The organism is Algoriphagus sp. TR-M9 (assembly GCF_027594545.1).
Classification (GTDB): Bacteria; Bacteroidota; Bacteroidia; order Cytophagales; family Cyclobacteriaceae; genus Algoriphagus; species Algoriphagus halophytocola.
On record NZ_CP115160.1, the window covers coordinates 587,160 to 602,456 of the forward strand.

The following is a 15,297-nucleotide window of genomic DNA, read 5'->3' on the forward strand; positions in this document are numbered from 1 at the left end:
TTTCGCAAATTCATTCTTATATCATAAAATGAAGGAAAATAAAAAAACATACTGGAAAGGGCTTGAGCAGCTCAACAACGATCCAGAGTTTGTAAAGAACGCAGACAGGGAATTCCCTGAGCTTCCTTCCACACTCAATGAGGACGGCAATGCTTCCAGAAGAGACTTTCTGAAGGTGATGGGATTCAGCTTGGCAGCAGCATCTTTAGCGGCCTGTGAGGCTCCTATCCGAAAAGCTATTCCATATGTGAATAAGCCGGTGGATGTGAACCCTTCCATTCCTAATTATTACGCTTCCAGTTATTTCTCTGGTGGGGAATACGCTTCTGTAGTGGTGAAAACCCGCGAAGGCCGACCTATCAAAGTGGATGGAAACACCCTTTCTCCAGTTACCAAAGGGGGAACCAGCGCAATTGTAGAAGCTTCTGTTCTTTCCTTATATGACAAAGAAAGATTAACCGGGCCTTACGTAGGTGGTCAAAAGTCTGATTGGGCTACGCTTGATGCAGAAGTGACCGCTAAGTTAAAGGCAGCAGGAAATGTCAAACTGGTAACGAATACTATTCTTTCTCCTTCTACAGAAAAGGCCATTCAGGCACTTTCTGAGTCATTGGGTGGAGTAGAGGTAGTGACTTACGATACTTCTTCCGCTTACGGAATCACCCGTGCCAATGAACTTTACTACGGTCAGGCTATCCTTCCTACTTATAGATTTGACAAGGCTGAAACCATCGTGAGTTTCGGTGCTGACTTCTTGGGGACTTGGATTGCACCGATTGAATATGCCAAGCAATATGGTGTAGGTAGAAAAGTGACCAAGGAAAAACCTGAAATGTCCAGACATTATCAGTTTGAATCCAACATGACGCTTTCAGGAGCCAACGCGGATTACCGCACTCCTATTAAAGCTTCTCAGAGTGGTCTGGCCATTTTGGGGCTATATAACTTATTGGCTAAAAAAGCCGGTGCAGCATCGGTAACAGCTTCAGCTGTGGAAGTGGCTCATCTAGCTAAGGCCGCTGATGATCTTTGGGCTAAAAGAGGCAAGTCACTGGTAGTGTCTGGTTCGAATGACCCAAATGTTCAGATTCTCATCAATGCAATCAATGAGTTGCTAGGAAACACAGGTACTACCATAGACCTAGTGAAGTCCAGCAATTATAAAAAAGGGAATGACCGTGCGATGAACCAATTCATCGCAGACCTTGCCGGAGGCAAAGTAGGTGGAGTGATCTTCTACAACTGTAACCCGGTATATGATCATGCACAGGGAGTAGCTCTGGGACAGAATATTGCGAAAGCAAAAGTGTCTGTGTCTACTAATCTCACCATGGACGAAACTGCTTCCTTGGTACAGTATGTAGCTCCGGACCATCACTACTTGGAGTCTTGGAATGATTTCAATCCTCAAGTAGGAGAGTTCAGCTTATCCCAGCCAGCTATTTCTCCATTGTTTGATACCCGTCAGGCTCAGGATTCATTCCTAAGCTGGTCCGGATCAGACACGAATTATTATGATTTCCTTCAGTCCAACTGGCAGCCTTTCTTCGCTGGACAGACAGAAACTGCTAATTTCCAGGAGTTTTGGGACAAAGCACTTTATAATGGATTCTATTCTTCACCTGTATCTACTGAAAGCAGCGTAGCTGTAGTCGGGGATGTGAGCAGTGCAGCTGCTGCTGTAAACAAGGCATATTCTGCCACTGGTGAAGGAGCTGAATTGGTGATCTATCAGAAGATAGGTTTGGGAGACGGAACCTATGCCAATAACCCTTGGCTTCAGGAAATGTCTGACCCTATCACCAAAGCTACTTGGGACAATTACCTGACAGTTTCTCAGAAATGGGCAAACGATAATGGGGTGAAAATGTCTGAGGAGCATACTACCAAAGCTTCTGTTTCTGTAAATGGCAAGTCTCTGATCGTCCCTATCCTGATCCAGCCTGGACAGGCAGAAGGTACTTTCGGATTGGCACTAGGCTATGGTAGAACCAAAGCTGGTCGTGTAGGTAATGGTGTGGGAGTAAATGCTTATACTTTATTAGACATCACAAAAGGTTATGTGAGCACAGACTTGACTTTTGGAGTAGAAGTTCAGGCTACCGGAGATGCTTACAAAATCGCACGTACGCAAACGCACCAGACCTTCATGGGACGTGAAAACGTGATCCAGGAAGCTACACTGGGAGAATATAAGGAAGACGCTTCGGCAGGAAGATATAAGCCCGAAATCTATAAGGATGGGGAATTTGTAAAACCATCCAAGATTTCGCTTTGGTCAGGACACAAGTATTCTCAGCACCACTGGGGCTTGGCCATCGATATGAACTCCTGTATTGGCTGTGGAGCCTGTACTGTTGCCTGTCAGGTTGAAAACAACGTGGCAGTAGTAGGAAAGCAGGAAGTGTTGAATAGAAGAGAAATGGCCTGGATCCGAATTGACCGCTATTATTCTTCCGATGCTCCAGCAGATGACTTGAGTGGAATGGAAGTAGCGGCTCAGAATCCTGAGGTGACCTTCCAGCCTATGATGTGTCAGCAGTGTAACAACGCTCCATGTGAGACGGTTTGTCCTGTAGCAGCTACTACCCACTCTTCTGAGGGGCTAAACCAAATGACTTATAACAGATGTATAGGTACCAGGTATTGTGCCAACAACTGCCCGTATAAAGTACGTAGATTCAACTGGTTTAAATATCACGACAACAAGGATTTTGCCGGAGTTAACGTCGCACAGAACGATGATTTGGGCAAGATGGTACTGAATCCAGATGTAACTGTAAGGGCACGTGGTGTAATGGAAAAATGCTCCATGTGTGTGCAGAGAATCCAAGCTGGCAAACTAGAGGCTAAGCGTGAGAAGCGTAAAGTGAAGGATGGAGATATCAATGTGGCTTGTGCGGTAGCTTGCTCCACTGACGCTTTGGTATTCGGTGATCTCAATGATCCTAACAGTAGAGTTTCTAAGATGCTGAAAATCGAAGAAACCGACTCTGCTACCAAGGAGGTAAATGAGGAAAGAGCTTACCATGTATTGGAAGAGATCAACGTAAGTCCAAACATTTGGTACTTTACCAAAATCAGAAATAAAGACAAAAACGAAGCGTAATCAAAAATTATTAAACTATGCAGGTTACTTCATCCGTACGCGAGCCGTTAGTTACCGGGGGGAAATCCTACCATGACGTGACACATGACGTGGCACGCCATGTAGAAGCGAAGCCAAATATCAGATGGTTTCTGGCTTTTCTTACCTCAGCAGGTGTCCTGGCTATTGGATCTATAGCCGTTATTGCCACCGTTTGGGAAGGAATAGGTATGTGGGGTCTGAACAAGACTGTCGGCTGGGCTTGGGATATCACCAACTTCGTTTGGTGGGTAGGTATCGGTCACGCCGGTACACTTATTTCAGCAGTATTGTTACTTTTCAGACAGAAGTGGAGAACATCCATCAACAGGGCTGCAGAAGCGATGACCATCTTTGCGGTTATCTGTGCAGCGATGTTCCCGGTTTTGCACATGGGACGCCCTTGGTTGGGAGCCTATTGGGCGCTTCCACTACCTAACGTCTTTGGTTCGCTTTGGGTAAACTTTAATTCACCGCTTCTTTGGGACGTTTTTGCGATCTCTACTTATTTCTCAGTATCCCTGGTGTTCTGGTATATAGGTTTGATCCCGGATTTCGCTACGATAAGAGATAGAGCTACTGGCCTTAGAAAAATCATTTACGGAGCACTTTCATTTGGTTGGGATGGCGCAGCCAAGGCTTGGAGCAGATACGAGTCAGTTTCCTTGATTTTGGCAGGTTTGGCTACTCCTCTGGTACTTTCTGTACACACCATTGTATCCATGGACTTTGCTACTTCGGTAATCCCGGGTTGGCATACCACGATCTTCCCTCCATACTTTGTGGCAGGTGCGATTTTCTCTGGTTTTGCCATGGTATTGACCTTGATGATCATTACCAGAAAGGTGTACAAACTGGAGGATTACATCACTATGGGGCACATTGAGTTGATGAATATAGTAATCATCATCACCGGGTCTATTGTGGGTATTGCCTATATCACTGAGTTTTTCATTGCCTGGTATTCTGGTGTAGAAGCAGAGCAGTATGCTTTCATCAACAGAGCTACAGGGCCTTACTGGTGGGCGTACTGGTCTATGATGACCTGTAATGTGATCTCCCCACAGCTATTCTGGTTCAAGAAAATCCGTACTTCCATCGTCGCTACGTTTGCATTGTCTATAGTAGTGAACATCGGGATGTGGTTTGAGCGATTTGTAATTATTGTGACTTCTCTTCACAGAGATTTCCTCCCATCTTCTTGGGCGATGTTCTACCCTACCTGGGCTGATGTGGGAGTTTACCTTTTCACCTTCGGCTTGTTCTTCACTTTGTTCTTCTTATTTGCCAAATTCTTCCCGGTAATCAACATGGCTGAAGTAAAATCTGTATTGAAGTCTTCATCTGATAATGTGAAAAAATAATCATGGAAAAAGATACACATTTTGTAATGGGAGTGTACGAGGACGAAGACGTATTACTCCACGCGATCCAAGAGGTAAGATCCTCTGGTGTTAAAATTCATGAGGTGTACTCACCTTATCCGGTGCACGGCATAGACGATTACCTGGGTTACAAAAGAAGTAAGTTGCCGATTGCAGCTTTCTTGTTTGGACTGCTAGGTACCTGTCTGGCTTTGACTATGCAGTTTTACATGCTGAAGTTTGACTGGCCTATGATTATTGGTGGTAAAGACCATGCTGCGTTCCCGGATTTTATCCCTGTGACTTTCGAATTGACAGTATTGCTGGCATCATTTGGCATGGTGGGAGTATTCATGGTGAGCACTAACTTGAAGCCTTGGGCTCAGCCCAGAATCATGGACATCAGAATTACTGATGACAAGCATGTGCTGGCAGTGGATATTGCAAATAATTCGGCTATTGAACTTTCAAAAATCGAGGAGATTTTGAAGGCTTCAGGAGCTTCTGAGGTTAATAAAAAAAGTTTTGAATAGTAAATCTGGAAAAATGAAGATTGCTAAAACACTAAGTATTTTAGGGATTGCAGTGGCAGGGATTACCCTGGCTGGCTGTAGAGCCGGAGGAGAAAATCAAGGCTTGGAATATGCGCCCCAGATGTATCACTCTGTAGCCTACGAACCTTTAACACAGATTCAGGATGCTGAGACCAAGGGAGACTTGATCTCTACCAGAGAAGATGGTAAGGGGGAATACTTCAACAGTAACGTGCACAATCCCCATGGGATGAATATGAGGGAGCCTGCTCCTAACACAGTCCCAAGAAATAAAAACGGATACCTTCCTTATCGGTACAAGGCTTTCGAAATAGAAGAAGCAGGTGCTGCCATGAAAAATCCAATCAAACTGGATGATGCAGTTGTAGACGAGGGGAAGAGATTGTATCAATTGTATTGTACTCCTTGTCATGGTGCAGGTGGACAAGGTGATGGCCCTGTAGGAAATATTATAGGTGGTGTAGCTAACCTTACAGGTGGCGCCTACACCGGACTTTCCGAAGGACATATTTTCCACGTAATCACCAAAGGTAAAGGAAGAATGGGGGCTCATGGTTCTCAGATCACTCCAGAAAACAGATGGAAAATTGTTCACTATGTGAAACAAGAACTCCAGGGTGGTCAAAATGCTGACAATGCTGTAGCAGAAGCAGTAGTAGATCAAGAAACACAAGTAGAAACTCCAGCTAATTAACTATGGCTCACGACGTACAACATTACAATCTGGATCAAAAATTTGATTTTACAGGCGCTCTAAAAAAGACTGTGTTTACAGTATTGGGTATAGGCGCAGTATTATTAGTCATTGGCATAATCATGTCCATGTTTGGAGGACACCATGAAGGAGCCGCAGAAGCTGAAGGTCATGCGTTTCATTGGTATGAGCGCCTTTATGCTAACCTATGGATCAACAACGTGTACTTTACCGGCATAGCCATAGTAGGTGTTTTCTTCTTCGCAATTCAATATGCTGCCCAAGCAGGTTGGTCTACCGCCATACTTCGGGTGATGCTTTCTATGGGAAGCTGGTTGCCTATAGCTGGAGTTTTACTTATTGCCACTTTCTTCGTAGCAAATCATAGTTTATTCCACTGGACCCACAGTTATTTATTTGATACTACCTCTCCAGAATACGATTCTATTATTGACGGTAAAGGAGCTTTCTTTTACTGGCCAATGGAGAAAGGGACTTTCCCAGTATTCTATATTGTGAGAATGTTCCTGTTCTTTGGTTTCTGGGTCTTCTTTTTCAAGAAATTCCAGCAGTTCACTTATAATGAAGATCAAATTGGTGGAACTGCCACTTGGTATAAATTGAGAAGCTGGTCAGCATACTTCCTAGTATTCTTTGCTGTGTCTTCTTCTATTGCAGCTTGGGACTGGGTGATGTCTATTGACACACACTGGTTCTCTACCTTATTTGGTTGGTATGTATTCTCCTCATGGTTTGTGTCAGGGCTAGCAGTAATCACCCTGCTTACCATTTTCTTAAAGGGGCTAGGCTACCTGGAAATGGTCAATGAAAATCACGTTCATGACCTAGGTAAATTTGTATTTGGATTTACGATCTTCTGGACTTACCTCTGGTTCTCTCAGTTCTTATTGATCTACTATGCGAATATTCCTGAGGAATCAGTGTATTTCGTGGAGAGACTTACCAGTGATATCTATGGACCATACATTTTTGTAAACCTTGCGATCAATTTCGTGTTACCATTCTTGTTACTGATGACAAGAGACTCTAAGAGACATGGTGTTTTCTTGAAGCTGGTATGTACACTGATCGTGGTAGGCCACTGGGTGGATTTCTTCCTGATGGTTCAGCCTGGTACATTAGGACACAATGGTGGAGTTGGTCTAATGGAAGTAGGAATGTTCCTGGTATATGGAGCTTCATTTATATTTGTTGTTCTTACTGCATTGGCTAAGGGGAATCTGATTCCTAAGAACCACCCAATGCTAGAGGAGAGTTATCATCATCATATTTAATAACAGCCGAAATAATTAAGGTATGTACGGATTTCTGATTGGAGTAGGGGTTCTATTGTTGCTATCCATCATCTGGATGGTTTATAGAATCCAAACCTTAGTCTCTGTAGTAAAAGGATCGGATAAGAAGATCGCTTCAGGGAGCAATAAGGTGAATGCGATTTTATTTATTGTGTTCTTGCTAGGAGCTGGAGCTTTGATGTTCTGGTATTCTATTAAGGAGTTTGATAACTATCAGCTGCCTATCGCTTCAGAGCATGGGGCGGTGACAGACAAATTGTTCTGGATTTCCATGGCTGTGACTGGGGTTGTTTTCTTGATTACTCATGTGTTGTTGTTCATTTTCCCATATAAGTATCAATACAAGGAAGATAGAAAAGCGACTTTCTACCCGGACAACAATAAACTAGAGGTGATGTGGACTGTAGTGCCTGCGATTGTACTAGCTGGACTGGTTATATCCGGATGGATGGCCTGGTCTGATATTACAGAACCAGCTCCTGAAAATGCACATGTAGTTGAGATCATGGGATATCAGTTTGCTTGGGAAGCCAGGTATCCTGGTAAGGATAAGGTTTTGGGTGATTATGATTATAGGTTGATTTCAGCTACCAATTCGGGTGGTGTTGATTATACCGATAAGAATGCCCTAGATGACTTTCCTGCACAGGTTATAGTAATCCCAAAAGGAGAACCGGTTCTTTTCAAAATCAGAGCTCGGGATGTATTGCACTCTGTGTTTGCTCCTCATATGAGATTGAAAATGGATGCCGTTCCGGGTATGCCTACCCGTTTCTGGTTTGTTCCTACCAAAACTACTGCAGAAATGCGTGAAGAGACTGGTAATCCTGAATTCGAGTACGAAATCGCTTGTACGGAGATTTGTGGACGTGGTCATTTCGGTATGAGAAAAGTAATTGAGGTTGTAGAACCTGAAGAGTACCAGAAATGGTTTGCATCGCAAAAATCTTTCATCGAAATGAATCCTGCACTTGCTGAAGGACTACAAGGAGATGTGAAAGAGGTTGCTGAGGTTCAATTAAGCGAAAAGTAATAAACAAAATTATAGATTATGTCTACCGCATCTGTCGCACATCATGACGCAGCCCACGATCATCATGATCATGAGCATCATGATAATTTTGTAACAAAATACATCTTCTCTACTGATCATAAAATGATCGCCAAGCAATACCTGGTAACAGGTATGTTCTGGGCACTGATCGGTGGATTCCTATCTATCCTATTTAGACTTCAATTGGGTTTTCCAGATATGGATATGTCCTTTTTGAGACCATTACTGGGTGGATGGATCGATGAAACAGGTAAGTTGGACCCTACCTTTTACCTGGCATTAGTCACTATGCACGGTACCATCATGGTATTCTTTGTATTGACTGCAGGTTTGAGTGGTACCTTTTCTAACCTCTTGATTCCGCTTCAGATTGGAGCTAGAGATATGGCCTCAGGATTTATGAACATGCTTTCTTATTGGCTGTTCTTCCTTTCTGGAGTGATCATGTTTATTTCTCTTTTCTTGAAAACCGGCCCTGCCGGTGGTGGATGGGTAGTTTACCCTCCTCTATCTGCCCTGGAGCAGGCGATTCCAGGCTCAGGTTTGGGGATGACCTTGTGGTTGATTGCCATGACTTTCTTTATTGCTTCCTCCTTAATGGGGGGGATCAATTATATCACGACCGTCATTAACCTTCGTACCAAAGGAATGTCCTTTTCAAAACTTCCTTTGACCATATGGGCTTTCTTCCTAACTGCAGTGATCGGCTTGTTATCCTTCCCGGTTTTATTTGCAGCAGCACTATTGTTGGTGTTTGATAGAAGCTTTGGAACTTCCTTCTACCTTTCTGATATCTATATCAATGGTGAAGCACTTCCAAATACTGGAGGTAGCCCGGTATTGTACCAGCACTTGTTCTGGTTCCTAGGCCACCCAGAAGTATATATCGTTTTGATACCGGCACTAGGTATCACTTCTGAAGTAATCGCTACGAATTCTAGAAAACCGATTTTCGGATACAAGGCCATGATCGTGTCTATGTTGGGTATTACTGTTTTATCCTTCGTAGTATGGGCACACCACATGTTTGTGTCGGGTATGAACCCATTCTTGGGATCTATCTTCATGTTCCTGACTTTGATTATTGCGGTGCCTTCTGCGGTAAAAGTCTTCAACTACCTGACCACACTTTGGAGGGGTAACCTGATCTTTACCCCTGCGATGTTGTTCTCTATTGGCCTGGTATCGTTCTTTATCTCTGGTGGTTTGACAGGTATTTTCCTGGGTAACTCTGCAATTGATATCCAACTTCACGATACTTACTTTGTGGTAGCTCACTTCCACCTAGTAATGGGATCAGCCTCATTCTTTGGAATGTTGGCGGGTGTTTACCATTGGTTCCCAAAGATGTTCGGTCGAATGATGGATGCGAAGCTAGGATACCTTCACTTCTGGTTGACATTTGTGGGTGTTTACATGGTATTCTTCCCAATGCACTATATAGGTATAGCTGGATTTCCTAGAAGATATTACACTTGGACTAGCTTTGAGTTCACTAACATGTACACTGATTTGAACATGTTTGTATCTGTAGCTGCTATCATCACATTTGCTGCTCAGTTTATCTTTTTGTTTAACTTCTTCTACTCTATGTATAGAGGTAAGAAAGCGAGCAAAAACCCGTGGAGATCAACCACACTGGAGTGGACTACACCGGTTAATCCTGGACATGGTAACTGGCCTGGAGAGATCCCAGCAGTATATAGATGGGCTTATGATTACTCTAAGCCTGGAGCAGAGGAAGATTTCATTCCTCAGACTGTTCCTCTATCAGCTACACCAGAATCTAACCTTCCGCATGAGCAAGAATTGGTGAAAACCGAACTGGAGATTATGAAGGAGGAAGAAGAGGTTTTGGCAGCAAATGAAGCAAAACACTAAACATGCAGTAAGTAGCTTTCGCCGTGTGAGTTTGATCACGGTGATAGCTGTTTATATCCTGATATTAATAGGAGGTATAGTACGTAGCACAGGGTCAGGAATGGGTTGTCCAGACTGGCCAAAGTGCTTTGGGAGTGTGATTCCACCTACCAGCGTTGACCAACTTCCTAAGAATTACCAGGAGATTTACTTAGAGAAAAGACTGGCTAAGAATGAACGATTCGTAGCTACACTTGAAAAGCTGGGGTTTACTGAGAAGGCAGAAGAAATAGCCAATGATAAATCTATCCTAATCGAAGAGGAATTCAATCCTGTTAAAACTTGGATTGAGTATCTCAACCGACTGGCTGGTGTTGTAATTGGCTTCTTGATTATTCTGACAGTTTGGAAATCATTCCCGCTATGGAAAACCGATAAATGCTTACCCATTGTATCTGTTTTTAGTCTAGTGCTTGTGATTTTCATCGGTTGGATTGGATCTATAGTCGTATCGACAAATCTTCTTCACTGGATGATTACAGTTCATATGATCCTAGCGCTACTATTGGTTTCGCTGCTGATATATGTCTATCATAGATCAGGCAGGTTGCAGGCAAGAAAGGGCGTGAAGATGGATGTGCCGGGCAAGGTGGAAGTACTGCTGTTGATTGGTACACTACTAATGTTTGTACAAGTTGTGCTGGGAACTCAAGTTCGGGAGCAGATCGACATCATTTCTGATTCACTTGGAAATATGCTTCGGGAGGAATGGGTTGGACGCGTAGGGGTTGATTTCCTAATTCACCGGTCCTTCTCCCTAGTATTGCTAGGTATTCATGTCTTGTATTTCTTTTGGGCGTTTAAGTACACCCTCAGAAGGTCTCAAGTAAATCTTTGGTCTCAGGTCTTAATGATTCTGATCATATTGGAAATAGCTACAGGAATGGCAATGGCATACTTTGGTATCCCTGCTTTTCTCCAGCCTATCCATTTATTAGTAGGTTCATTGATTATCGGGGTGCAGGTCCTCTTGCTTCTTGAAATCAGGGAACACAAGCAATTTCGATTAAATACCAATTAATCATGAGGACAGTTGAATTAACTGACCATATCCATACTCGATGGAGTAGTAGAATCAAATCGTACTCGGAGTTGATCAAGCTTAGGCTATCCGCTTTTGTTACGCTTTCTGCGGCTTTTGGCTATATACTCGGCGATCGTGGAGTGAATTTTGGCTGGGCAGGATTTGTAGGTTTGGTTTTAGGCGGCTTTTTGATCAGCGGTGCTTCCTGTGCTGCTAATGAGATCATGGAGCGGGATTTGGACAAGCTGATGAAGCGTACCCAAAACCGTCCGCTTCCCCTTCAGACAATTTCTGTAAAAGAAGCTTATTGGTTTACGAGCATAGTAGCTATTATAGGAGTTATGCTTCTTTGGGTTTTCACCAATCCATTGACCACAGGGCTAGGGGTGCTGAGCATGATACTGTATGCATTTGTCTATACTCCGATGAAGAGAGTGGGGCCTATCGCAGTATTTGTTGGAGCCATTCCTGGGGCATTGCCTCCATTGCTGGGTTGGACTGCAGCTACAGGAACCATTACTTATGAAGCTTTAATCATCTTTGGGATTCAGTTTATCTGGCAGTTTCCTCACTTTTGGGCTATTGCCTGGGTAAGTGATGAGGATTATAAGGCTGCCGGCTTTAAATTATTGCCTAGTGGTGGGGCCAAGGATTTGAATACGGCTATTCAAATCATGATTTACACCTTATTCTTGTTGCCGCTTGGCTTATTGCCAAGTTACTTTGGGCTTACGGGAATGACCTCAGGAATAGTAGCAACGGTTTGCGGAGTTTTATTCTTAGCTCAGACATTTTCACTGATGAGAGATTGCTCGCGCAAATCAGCATTAAAAATCATGTTCGGTTCATTCCTTTACTTGCCGATAGTTCAAATTGCATATTTACTGGATAAACTACCCTAAACTATGGAGAAGGAATTGAAGTATGTAGATGTGGTAGAGCAGCCCATTGCCATGCACCCGAAGAAGTTTGCCTTATGGCTTTTCTTGGTGACAGTGGTGATGATATTTGCGGCATTGACAAGTGCTTATATCGTACGTCAATCTGAAGGGAATTGGTTGGAATATGACCTACCTTCGATTTTCTGGTATACTTCAGGAATAGTAATCCTGAGTAGTGTTTGCTTACAGGTGGCTTACGCCGCTGCCAAAAAGGATAATCTCGCCGGGTTAAGGTTGGGAATTACGCTAGCTGTAGTGCTAGGGATAGCTTTCTTGGTAGGGCAGTGGTACAGTTGGGTTGCTTTGGTAGACAGGAATGTGTTTTTCGTAGGGAATCCTGCGGGCTCTTTTCTTTACGTTTTTACCGGACTTCATGCCGTACACTTAATCAGTGGTGTGATATTTCTGATTATTGTATTAATTTCGACTTTCAGATATAAGGTCCATTCCCAATCTATGGATACATTGGAGATGGCGACTACCTATTGGCATTTTCTTGCTGCACTGTGGTTATATCTGTTTATGTTTTTGCTTTTGAATCATTAAAATTAACTAAGTACAAATCAATATCTTATGTCTGCGCATTCTACTGCTATAGGAGTAAGCTCGAAAAGAGGCGTTTGGGATGGAGGTAACGAACCTCTCAAAGCCAGCTATGGAAAACTAATGATGTGGTTTTTCCTGCTTTCGGATATCTTCACTTTTGCCGCCTTTTTGATCACTTATTTAGCGATTCGGGTAAGTTACCCTGCCTATGATGGACCACTTACGGACTTTGTAGGATCCAATGAATATTGGCCTATTCCGGAATTGGTTTTTGATGCCATTCCTCTAGTACATGGTGTGCATGCACCTTTGGTGTTTGTGGGAATCATGACCTTTATTTTGATTGCCAGCTCGGTGACTATGGTATTGGCTGTGGAAGCAGGACATAGAAATGACCGCGATGATGTGGTCAAATGGATGCTTTGGACCCTGCTTGGAGGGATCACTTTCCTTAGCTGTCAGGCATGGGAGTGGAGTCACTTCATCCATGGTTCTGACGCAGGCACAGTTCTGACCTATGTAAATGATTTAGGTCGCACAGTCACTGAAACTGTATTTGGAGCAAACCTACTGGTTAATGAATACGGTCCAGCCTCTTTTGCTAACCTATTCTTCTTCATTACTGGATTCCATGGATTCCACGTGACTATAGGGGTAATCTTGTTGTTCCTTTGTTTCTATCAAGCTGCTGTTGGCGTTTATGACCGTAGAGGTCACTATGAGATGGTAGAGAAAATCGGACTTTACTGGCACTTTGTAGACTTGGTATGGGTCTTTGTATTTACCCTTTTCTATCTGATCTAAGCTTTAAAAAACTGAATTATGGATATTCAAGAAAATAAATCTACGCTCACGGTTGTCCCTAAGAACAACCAGAAGATCAAGAAAATCTGGAAGACAGCTCTAATTCTCCTTTTGATTACAGCTGCTGAGTTTGTGATGGCATTTACCATGCCTAGGGGGATAATACTTTACCTGCTGTTTATGGGGTTAACTGTATGGAAAGCAAAATATATCATGATGGAGTTCATGCACCTTGGTGACGAGGTGAAGCCTTTGATTTATTCCATTTTGGTTCCTTGTGTATTTCTGTTCTGGCTGATCATTGTCTTGATCAAAGAAGGTTCAGACATATTTAACCTCCGCTGGTTTTAACCGGTTTTTTACAGGCAAAAAGAAATTTAGGTTGAAGTGGCACACTTCAACCTTCTTTTTTGTTAATCAACTAGCATGAGAAGTTTGAGATTACTTCAGGGTATGGTTTTAGTCTGCATCTTGCTGATTCCTGTCCTGATATTTATGTTTCTGCGTGGGTTTGGGACCAACTCCTACGACCTTCCGATTTACTATGAGCAGGGTATGGATAATCCTTTTCAGGAATGTCCTCCTACAGATACCACCCAACATTATATCCCTGAATTCAGTTTTACCAATCAGGAAGGCAAGGAAGTGGGAAGAGAGAAAATGAACGGTAAAATTACCGTTGTAGACTTCTTTTTTACTTCATGTCCAAATATCTGCCCGGTGATGTCCTCAGAAATGGAGCGTGTCAACGACATGTTTAGAAATGAAGATAAAGTGCAGATCATGTCTATCAGTATAGATCCAGAGTATGATAGTCCAGAGGTGCTTAAAAAATATGCAGAAAAGCATAATGCCCAGGCGGGGAAGTGGGACTTTCTTACTGGGGGATTGGCAGAGACCTATCAGCTGGCAAAATGTGGATTTGCTATCCCCACAGTCGATGGTGAAGGGATCGCAGATAATTTTGTGCATAGTGATAAGTTTATGTTGATCGATGAACTAGGGCGTATCCGTGGCTATTATAGCGGTACCTCCAGAGAGGATGTTGACTTATTGATATTAGAAACTAAAGTGCTACTCAATGCAAGCAAATAATCAGGGAATTCTAGGAAATGAAGGGAAAGTGAAATCTTGGATTATCGCTATTTCTGTAATTATTCCTTTAGCAGTGGCAGTATTGCTATTTATGCCGGCCAAGCTTGACCTGGGGGCAGAGTGGGTCTATTTTCTTCCACATTTGAATGCGGTGATCAATTCAGCAGCTACCATTGCACTCATCGTTGGATTGGTTTTTATTAAACAGGGAAATATAGCTTATCACAAGGCTTCCATGACGGTTGCCTTTATCCTGGGTGCCATATTCTTGGTTTCCTATGTGGTTTATCATGCTGCTGCAGAAAGCACTACCTTCGGTGGCGAGGGGAGCATTCGTATCCTCTATTACTTCCTGTTGATTACACATATAATACTAGCAGCTGTAGCGCTTTTCCCTATTTTGTTTGCCTATTATTATGGTTTGACGGATCAGAGGGCAAAGCATAGAAAAGTTGTTAAATTTGCCTATCCTATCTGGTTGTATGTGACCGTGACCGGAGTGGTGGTTTACCTGATGATCAGCCCATATTATTTACATTAACCCTAGGGGAATAGAAGCGTAGGAAGTATTATGAAGAAAGTATTCAAAACAGCTCTATTCACGCTGCTGGCTTTGTTTTATCAAAGCGCTGCTTTTGCGCAGTGTGCAATGTGTAGGGCATCTGTGGAAAACAATGTAGCCAATGGTGACACCAGTATAGGTGCAGGACTGAATCTAGGAATACTTTACTTATTCGTTATGCCTTATTTGATCGCTATGGTGATCGGCTATTTTTGGTACAAAAATGCCAAAAAGAAGAAAGCTAAAATAGCCATGCATTAAATGATAAAAGAGCAAAGTTTGATCTAGGACTTTGC

General features: G+C 43.0%; 15 protein-coding genes. All 15 read left to right on the forward strand.

All coding sequences use genetic code 11. The features are described from left to right. Nucleotides 1-28: 28 nt before the first annotated feature. Nucleotides 29-3,109, forward strand: a complete 3,081-nt coding sequence (locus PBT90_RS02725) for a TAT-variant-translocated molybdopterin oxidoreductase (RefSeq protein ID WP_270131455.1) — start codon at nucleotides 29-31, stop codon at nucleotides 3,107-3,109. A gap of 17 nt (nucleotides 3,110-3,126) precedes the next feature. Continuing rightward, entirely contained in the window at nucleotides 3,127-4,491 is a 1,365-nt protein-coding gene (gene nrfD, locus PBT90_RS02730) for an NrfD/PsrC family molybdoenzyme membrane anchor subunit (RefSeq protein ID WP_264808804.1), read from the forward strand. A 2-nt stretch (nucleotides 4,492-4,493) separates the two neighbouring features. Next, nucleotides 4,494-5,024 (forward strand): DUF3341 domain-containing protein, encoded by a 531-nt coding sequence (locus PBT90_RS02735; protein WP_264808806.1) that lies wholly within the window; start codon nucleotides 4,494-4,496, stop codon nucleotides 5,022-5,024. Between the two features lie 13 nt (nucleotides 5,025-5,037). Next, nucleotides 5,038-5,739 carry a c-type cytochrome gene (locus tag PBT90_RS02740; RefSeq protein WP_264808807.1) on the forward strand — a complete coding sequence of 234 codons (702 nt, stop codon included), beginning with the start codon at nucleotides 5,038-5,040 and terminating at the stop codon, nucleotides 5,737-5,739. A 2-nt stretch (nucleotides 5,740-5,741) separates the two neighbouring features. Beyond that, complete coding sequence (locus PBT90_RS02745; protein ID WP_270131458.1) at nucleotides 5,742-7,034, forward strand: quinol:cytochrome C oxidoreductase; 1,293 nt, start codon at nucleotides 5,742-5,744, stop codon at nucleotides 7,032-7,034. 22 nt (nucleotides 7,035-7,056) lie between these two features. Continuing rightward, on the forward strand, nucleotides 7,057-8,088 hold the full coding sequence (locus PBT90_RS02750) for a cytochrome c oxidase subunit II (protein ID WP_270131460.1): 1,032 nt from the start codon (nucleotides 7,057-7,059) through the stop codon (nucleotides 8,086-8,088). Between the two features lie 18 nt (nucleotides 8,089-8,106). Next, nucleotides 8,107-9,990 (forward strand): cytochrome c oxidase subunit I, encoded by a 1,884-nt coding sequence (locus PBT90_RS02755; RefSeq protein ID WP_270131462.1) that lies wholly within the window; start codon nucleotides 8,107-8,109, stop codon nucleotides 9,988-9,990. Further along, nucleotides 9,974-11,050, forward strand: a complete 1,077-nt coding sequence (locus tag PBT90_RS02760; protein WP_270131464.1) for a COX15/CtaA family protein — start codon at nucleotides 9,974-9,976, stop codon at nucleotides 11,048-11,050. Before PBT90_RS02755 ends, PBT90_RS02760 begins: the two co-directional genes overlap by 17 nt. 2 nt (nucleotides 11,051-11,052) lie before the next feature. Then, entirely contained in the window at nucleotides 11,053-11,955 is a 903-nt protein-coding gene (cyoE, locus tag PBT90_RS02765; RefSeq protein ID WP_270131466.1) for a heme o synthase, read from the forward strand. Between the two features lie 3 nt (nucleotides 11,956-11,958). Further along, nucleotides 11,959-12,540 carry a cytochrome c oxidase subunit 3 gene (locus PBT90_RS02770; protein ID WP_264808815.1) on the forward strand — a complete coding sequence of 194 codons (582 nt, stop codon included), beginning with the start codon at nucleotides 11,959-11,961 and terminating at the stop codon, nucleotides 12,538-12,540. 27 nt (nucleotides 12,541-12,567) lie between these two features. Then, nucleotides 12,568-13,344, forward strand: a complete 777-nt coding sequence (locus PBT90_RS02775) for a cytochrome c oxidase subunit 3 (protein ID WP_264808816.1) — start codon at nucleotides 12,568-12,570, stop codon at nucleotides 13,342-13,344. A gap of 18 nt (nucleotides 13,345-13,362) precedes the next feature. Further along, a complete protein-coding gene (locus PBT90_RS02780; protein WP_264808817.1) occupies nucleotides 13,363-13,695 on the forward strand; it encodes a cytochrome C oxidase subunit IV family protein in 333 nt (110 codons plus the stop codon). 75 nt (nucleotides 13,696-13,770) lie between these two features. Then, complete coding sequence (locus tag PBT90_RS02785; protein WP_264808818.1) at nucleotides 13,771-14,439, forward strand: SCO family protein; 669 nt, start codon at nucleotides 13,771-13,773, stop codon at nucleotides 14,437-14,439. Further along, nucleotides 14,426-14,980, forward strand: a complete 555-nt coding sequence (locus PBT90_RS02790) for a DUF420 domain-containing protein (RefSeq protein ID WP_264808819.1) — start codon at nucleotides 14,426-14,428, stop codon at nucleotides 14,978-14,980. The genes PBT90_RS02785 and PBT90_RS02790 overlap by 14 nt, the downstream gene beginning before the upstream one ends. A 30-nt stretch (nucleotides 14,981-15,010) precedes the next feature. Beyond that, a complete protein-coding gene (locus PBT90_RS02795; protein WP_270131471.1) occupies nucleotides 15,011-15,262 on the forward strand; it encodes a hypothetical protein in 252 nt (83 codons plus the stop codon). The last annotated feature ends 35 nt before the right edge of the window (nucleotides 15,263-15,297 follow it).

Coding starts and splice junctions, on each gene's coding strand:
- PBT90_RS02795 (WP_270131471.1), top strand. CDS start 15,011: ATGAAGAAAGTATTCAAAACAGCTCTATTCACGCTGCTGGCTTTGTTT.
- PBT90_RS02740 (WP_264808807.1), top strand. CDS start 5,038: ATGAAGATTGCTAAAACACTAAGTATTTTAGGGATTGCAGTGGCAGGG.
- PBT90_RS02775 (WP_264808816.1), top strand. CDS start 12,568: ATGTCTGCGCATTCTACTGCTATAGGAGTAAGCTCGAAAAGAGGCGTT.
- PBT90_RS02755 (WP_270131462.1), top strand. CDS start 8,107: ATGTCTACCGCATCTGTCGCACATCATGACGCAGCCCACGATCATCAT.
- PBT90_RS02750 (WP_270131460.1), top strand. CDS start 7,057: ATGTACGGATTTCTGATTGGAGTAGGGGTTCTATTGTTGCTATCCATC.
- PBT90_RS02780 (WP_264808817.1), top strand. CDS start 13,363: ATGGATATTCAAGAAAATAAATCTACGCTCACGGTTGTCCCTAAGAAC.
- PBT90_RS02770 (WP_264808815.1), top strand. CDS start 11,959: ATGGAGAAGGAATTGAAGTATGTAGATGTGGTAGAGCAGCCCATTGCC.
- PBT90_RS02735 (WP_264808806.1), top strand. CDS start 4,494: ATGGAAAAAGATACACATTTTGTAATGGGAGTGTACGAGGACGAAGAC.
- cyoE (WP_270131466.1), top strand. CDS start 11,053: ATGAGGACAGTTGAATTAACTGACCATATCCATACTCGATGGAGTAGT.
- PBT90_RS02785 (WP_264808818.1), top strand. CDS start 13,771: ATGAGAAGTTTGAGATTACTTCAGGGTATGGTTTTAGTCTGCATCTTG.
- PBT90_RS02745 (WP_270131458.1), top strand. CDS start 5,742: ATGGCTCACGACGTACAACATTACAATCTGGATCAAAAATTTGATTTT.
- PBT90_RS02725 (WP_270131455.1), top strand. CDS start 29: ATGAAGGAAAATAAAAAAACATACTGGAAAGGGCTTGAGCAGCTCAAC.
- PBT90_RS02760 (WP_270131464.1), top strand. CDS start 9,974: ATGAAGCAAAACACTAAACATGCAGTAAGTAGCTTTCGCCGTGTGAGT.
- nrfD (WP_264808804.1), top strand. CDS start 3,127: ATGCAGGTTACTTCATCCGTACGCGAGCCGTTAGTTACCGGGGGGAAA.
- PBT90_RS02790 (WP_264808819.1), top strand. CDS start 14,426: ATGCAAGCAAATAATCAGGGAATTCTAGGAAATGAAGGGAAAGTGAAA.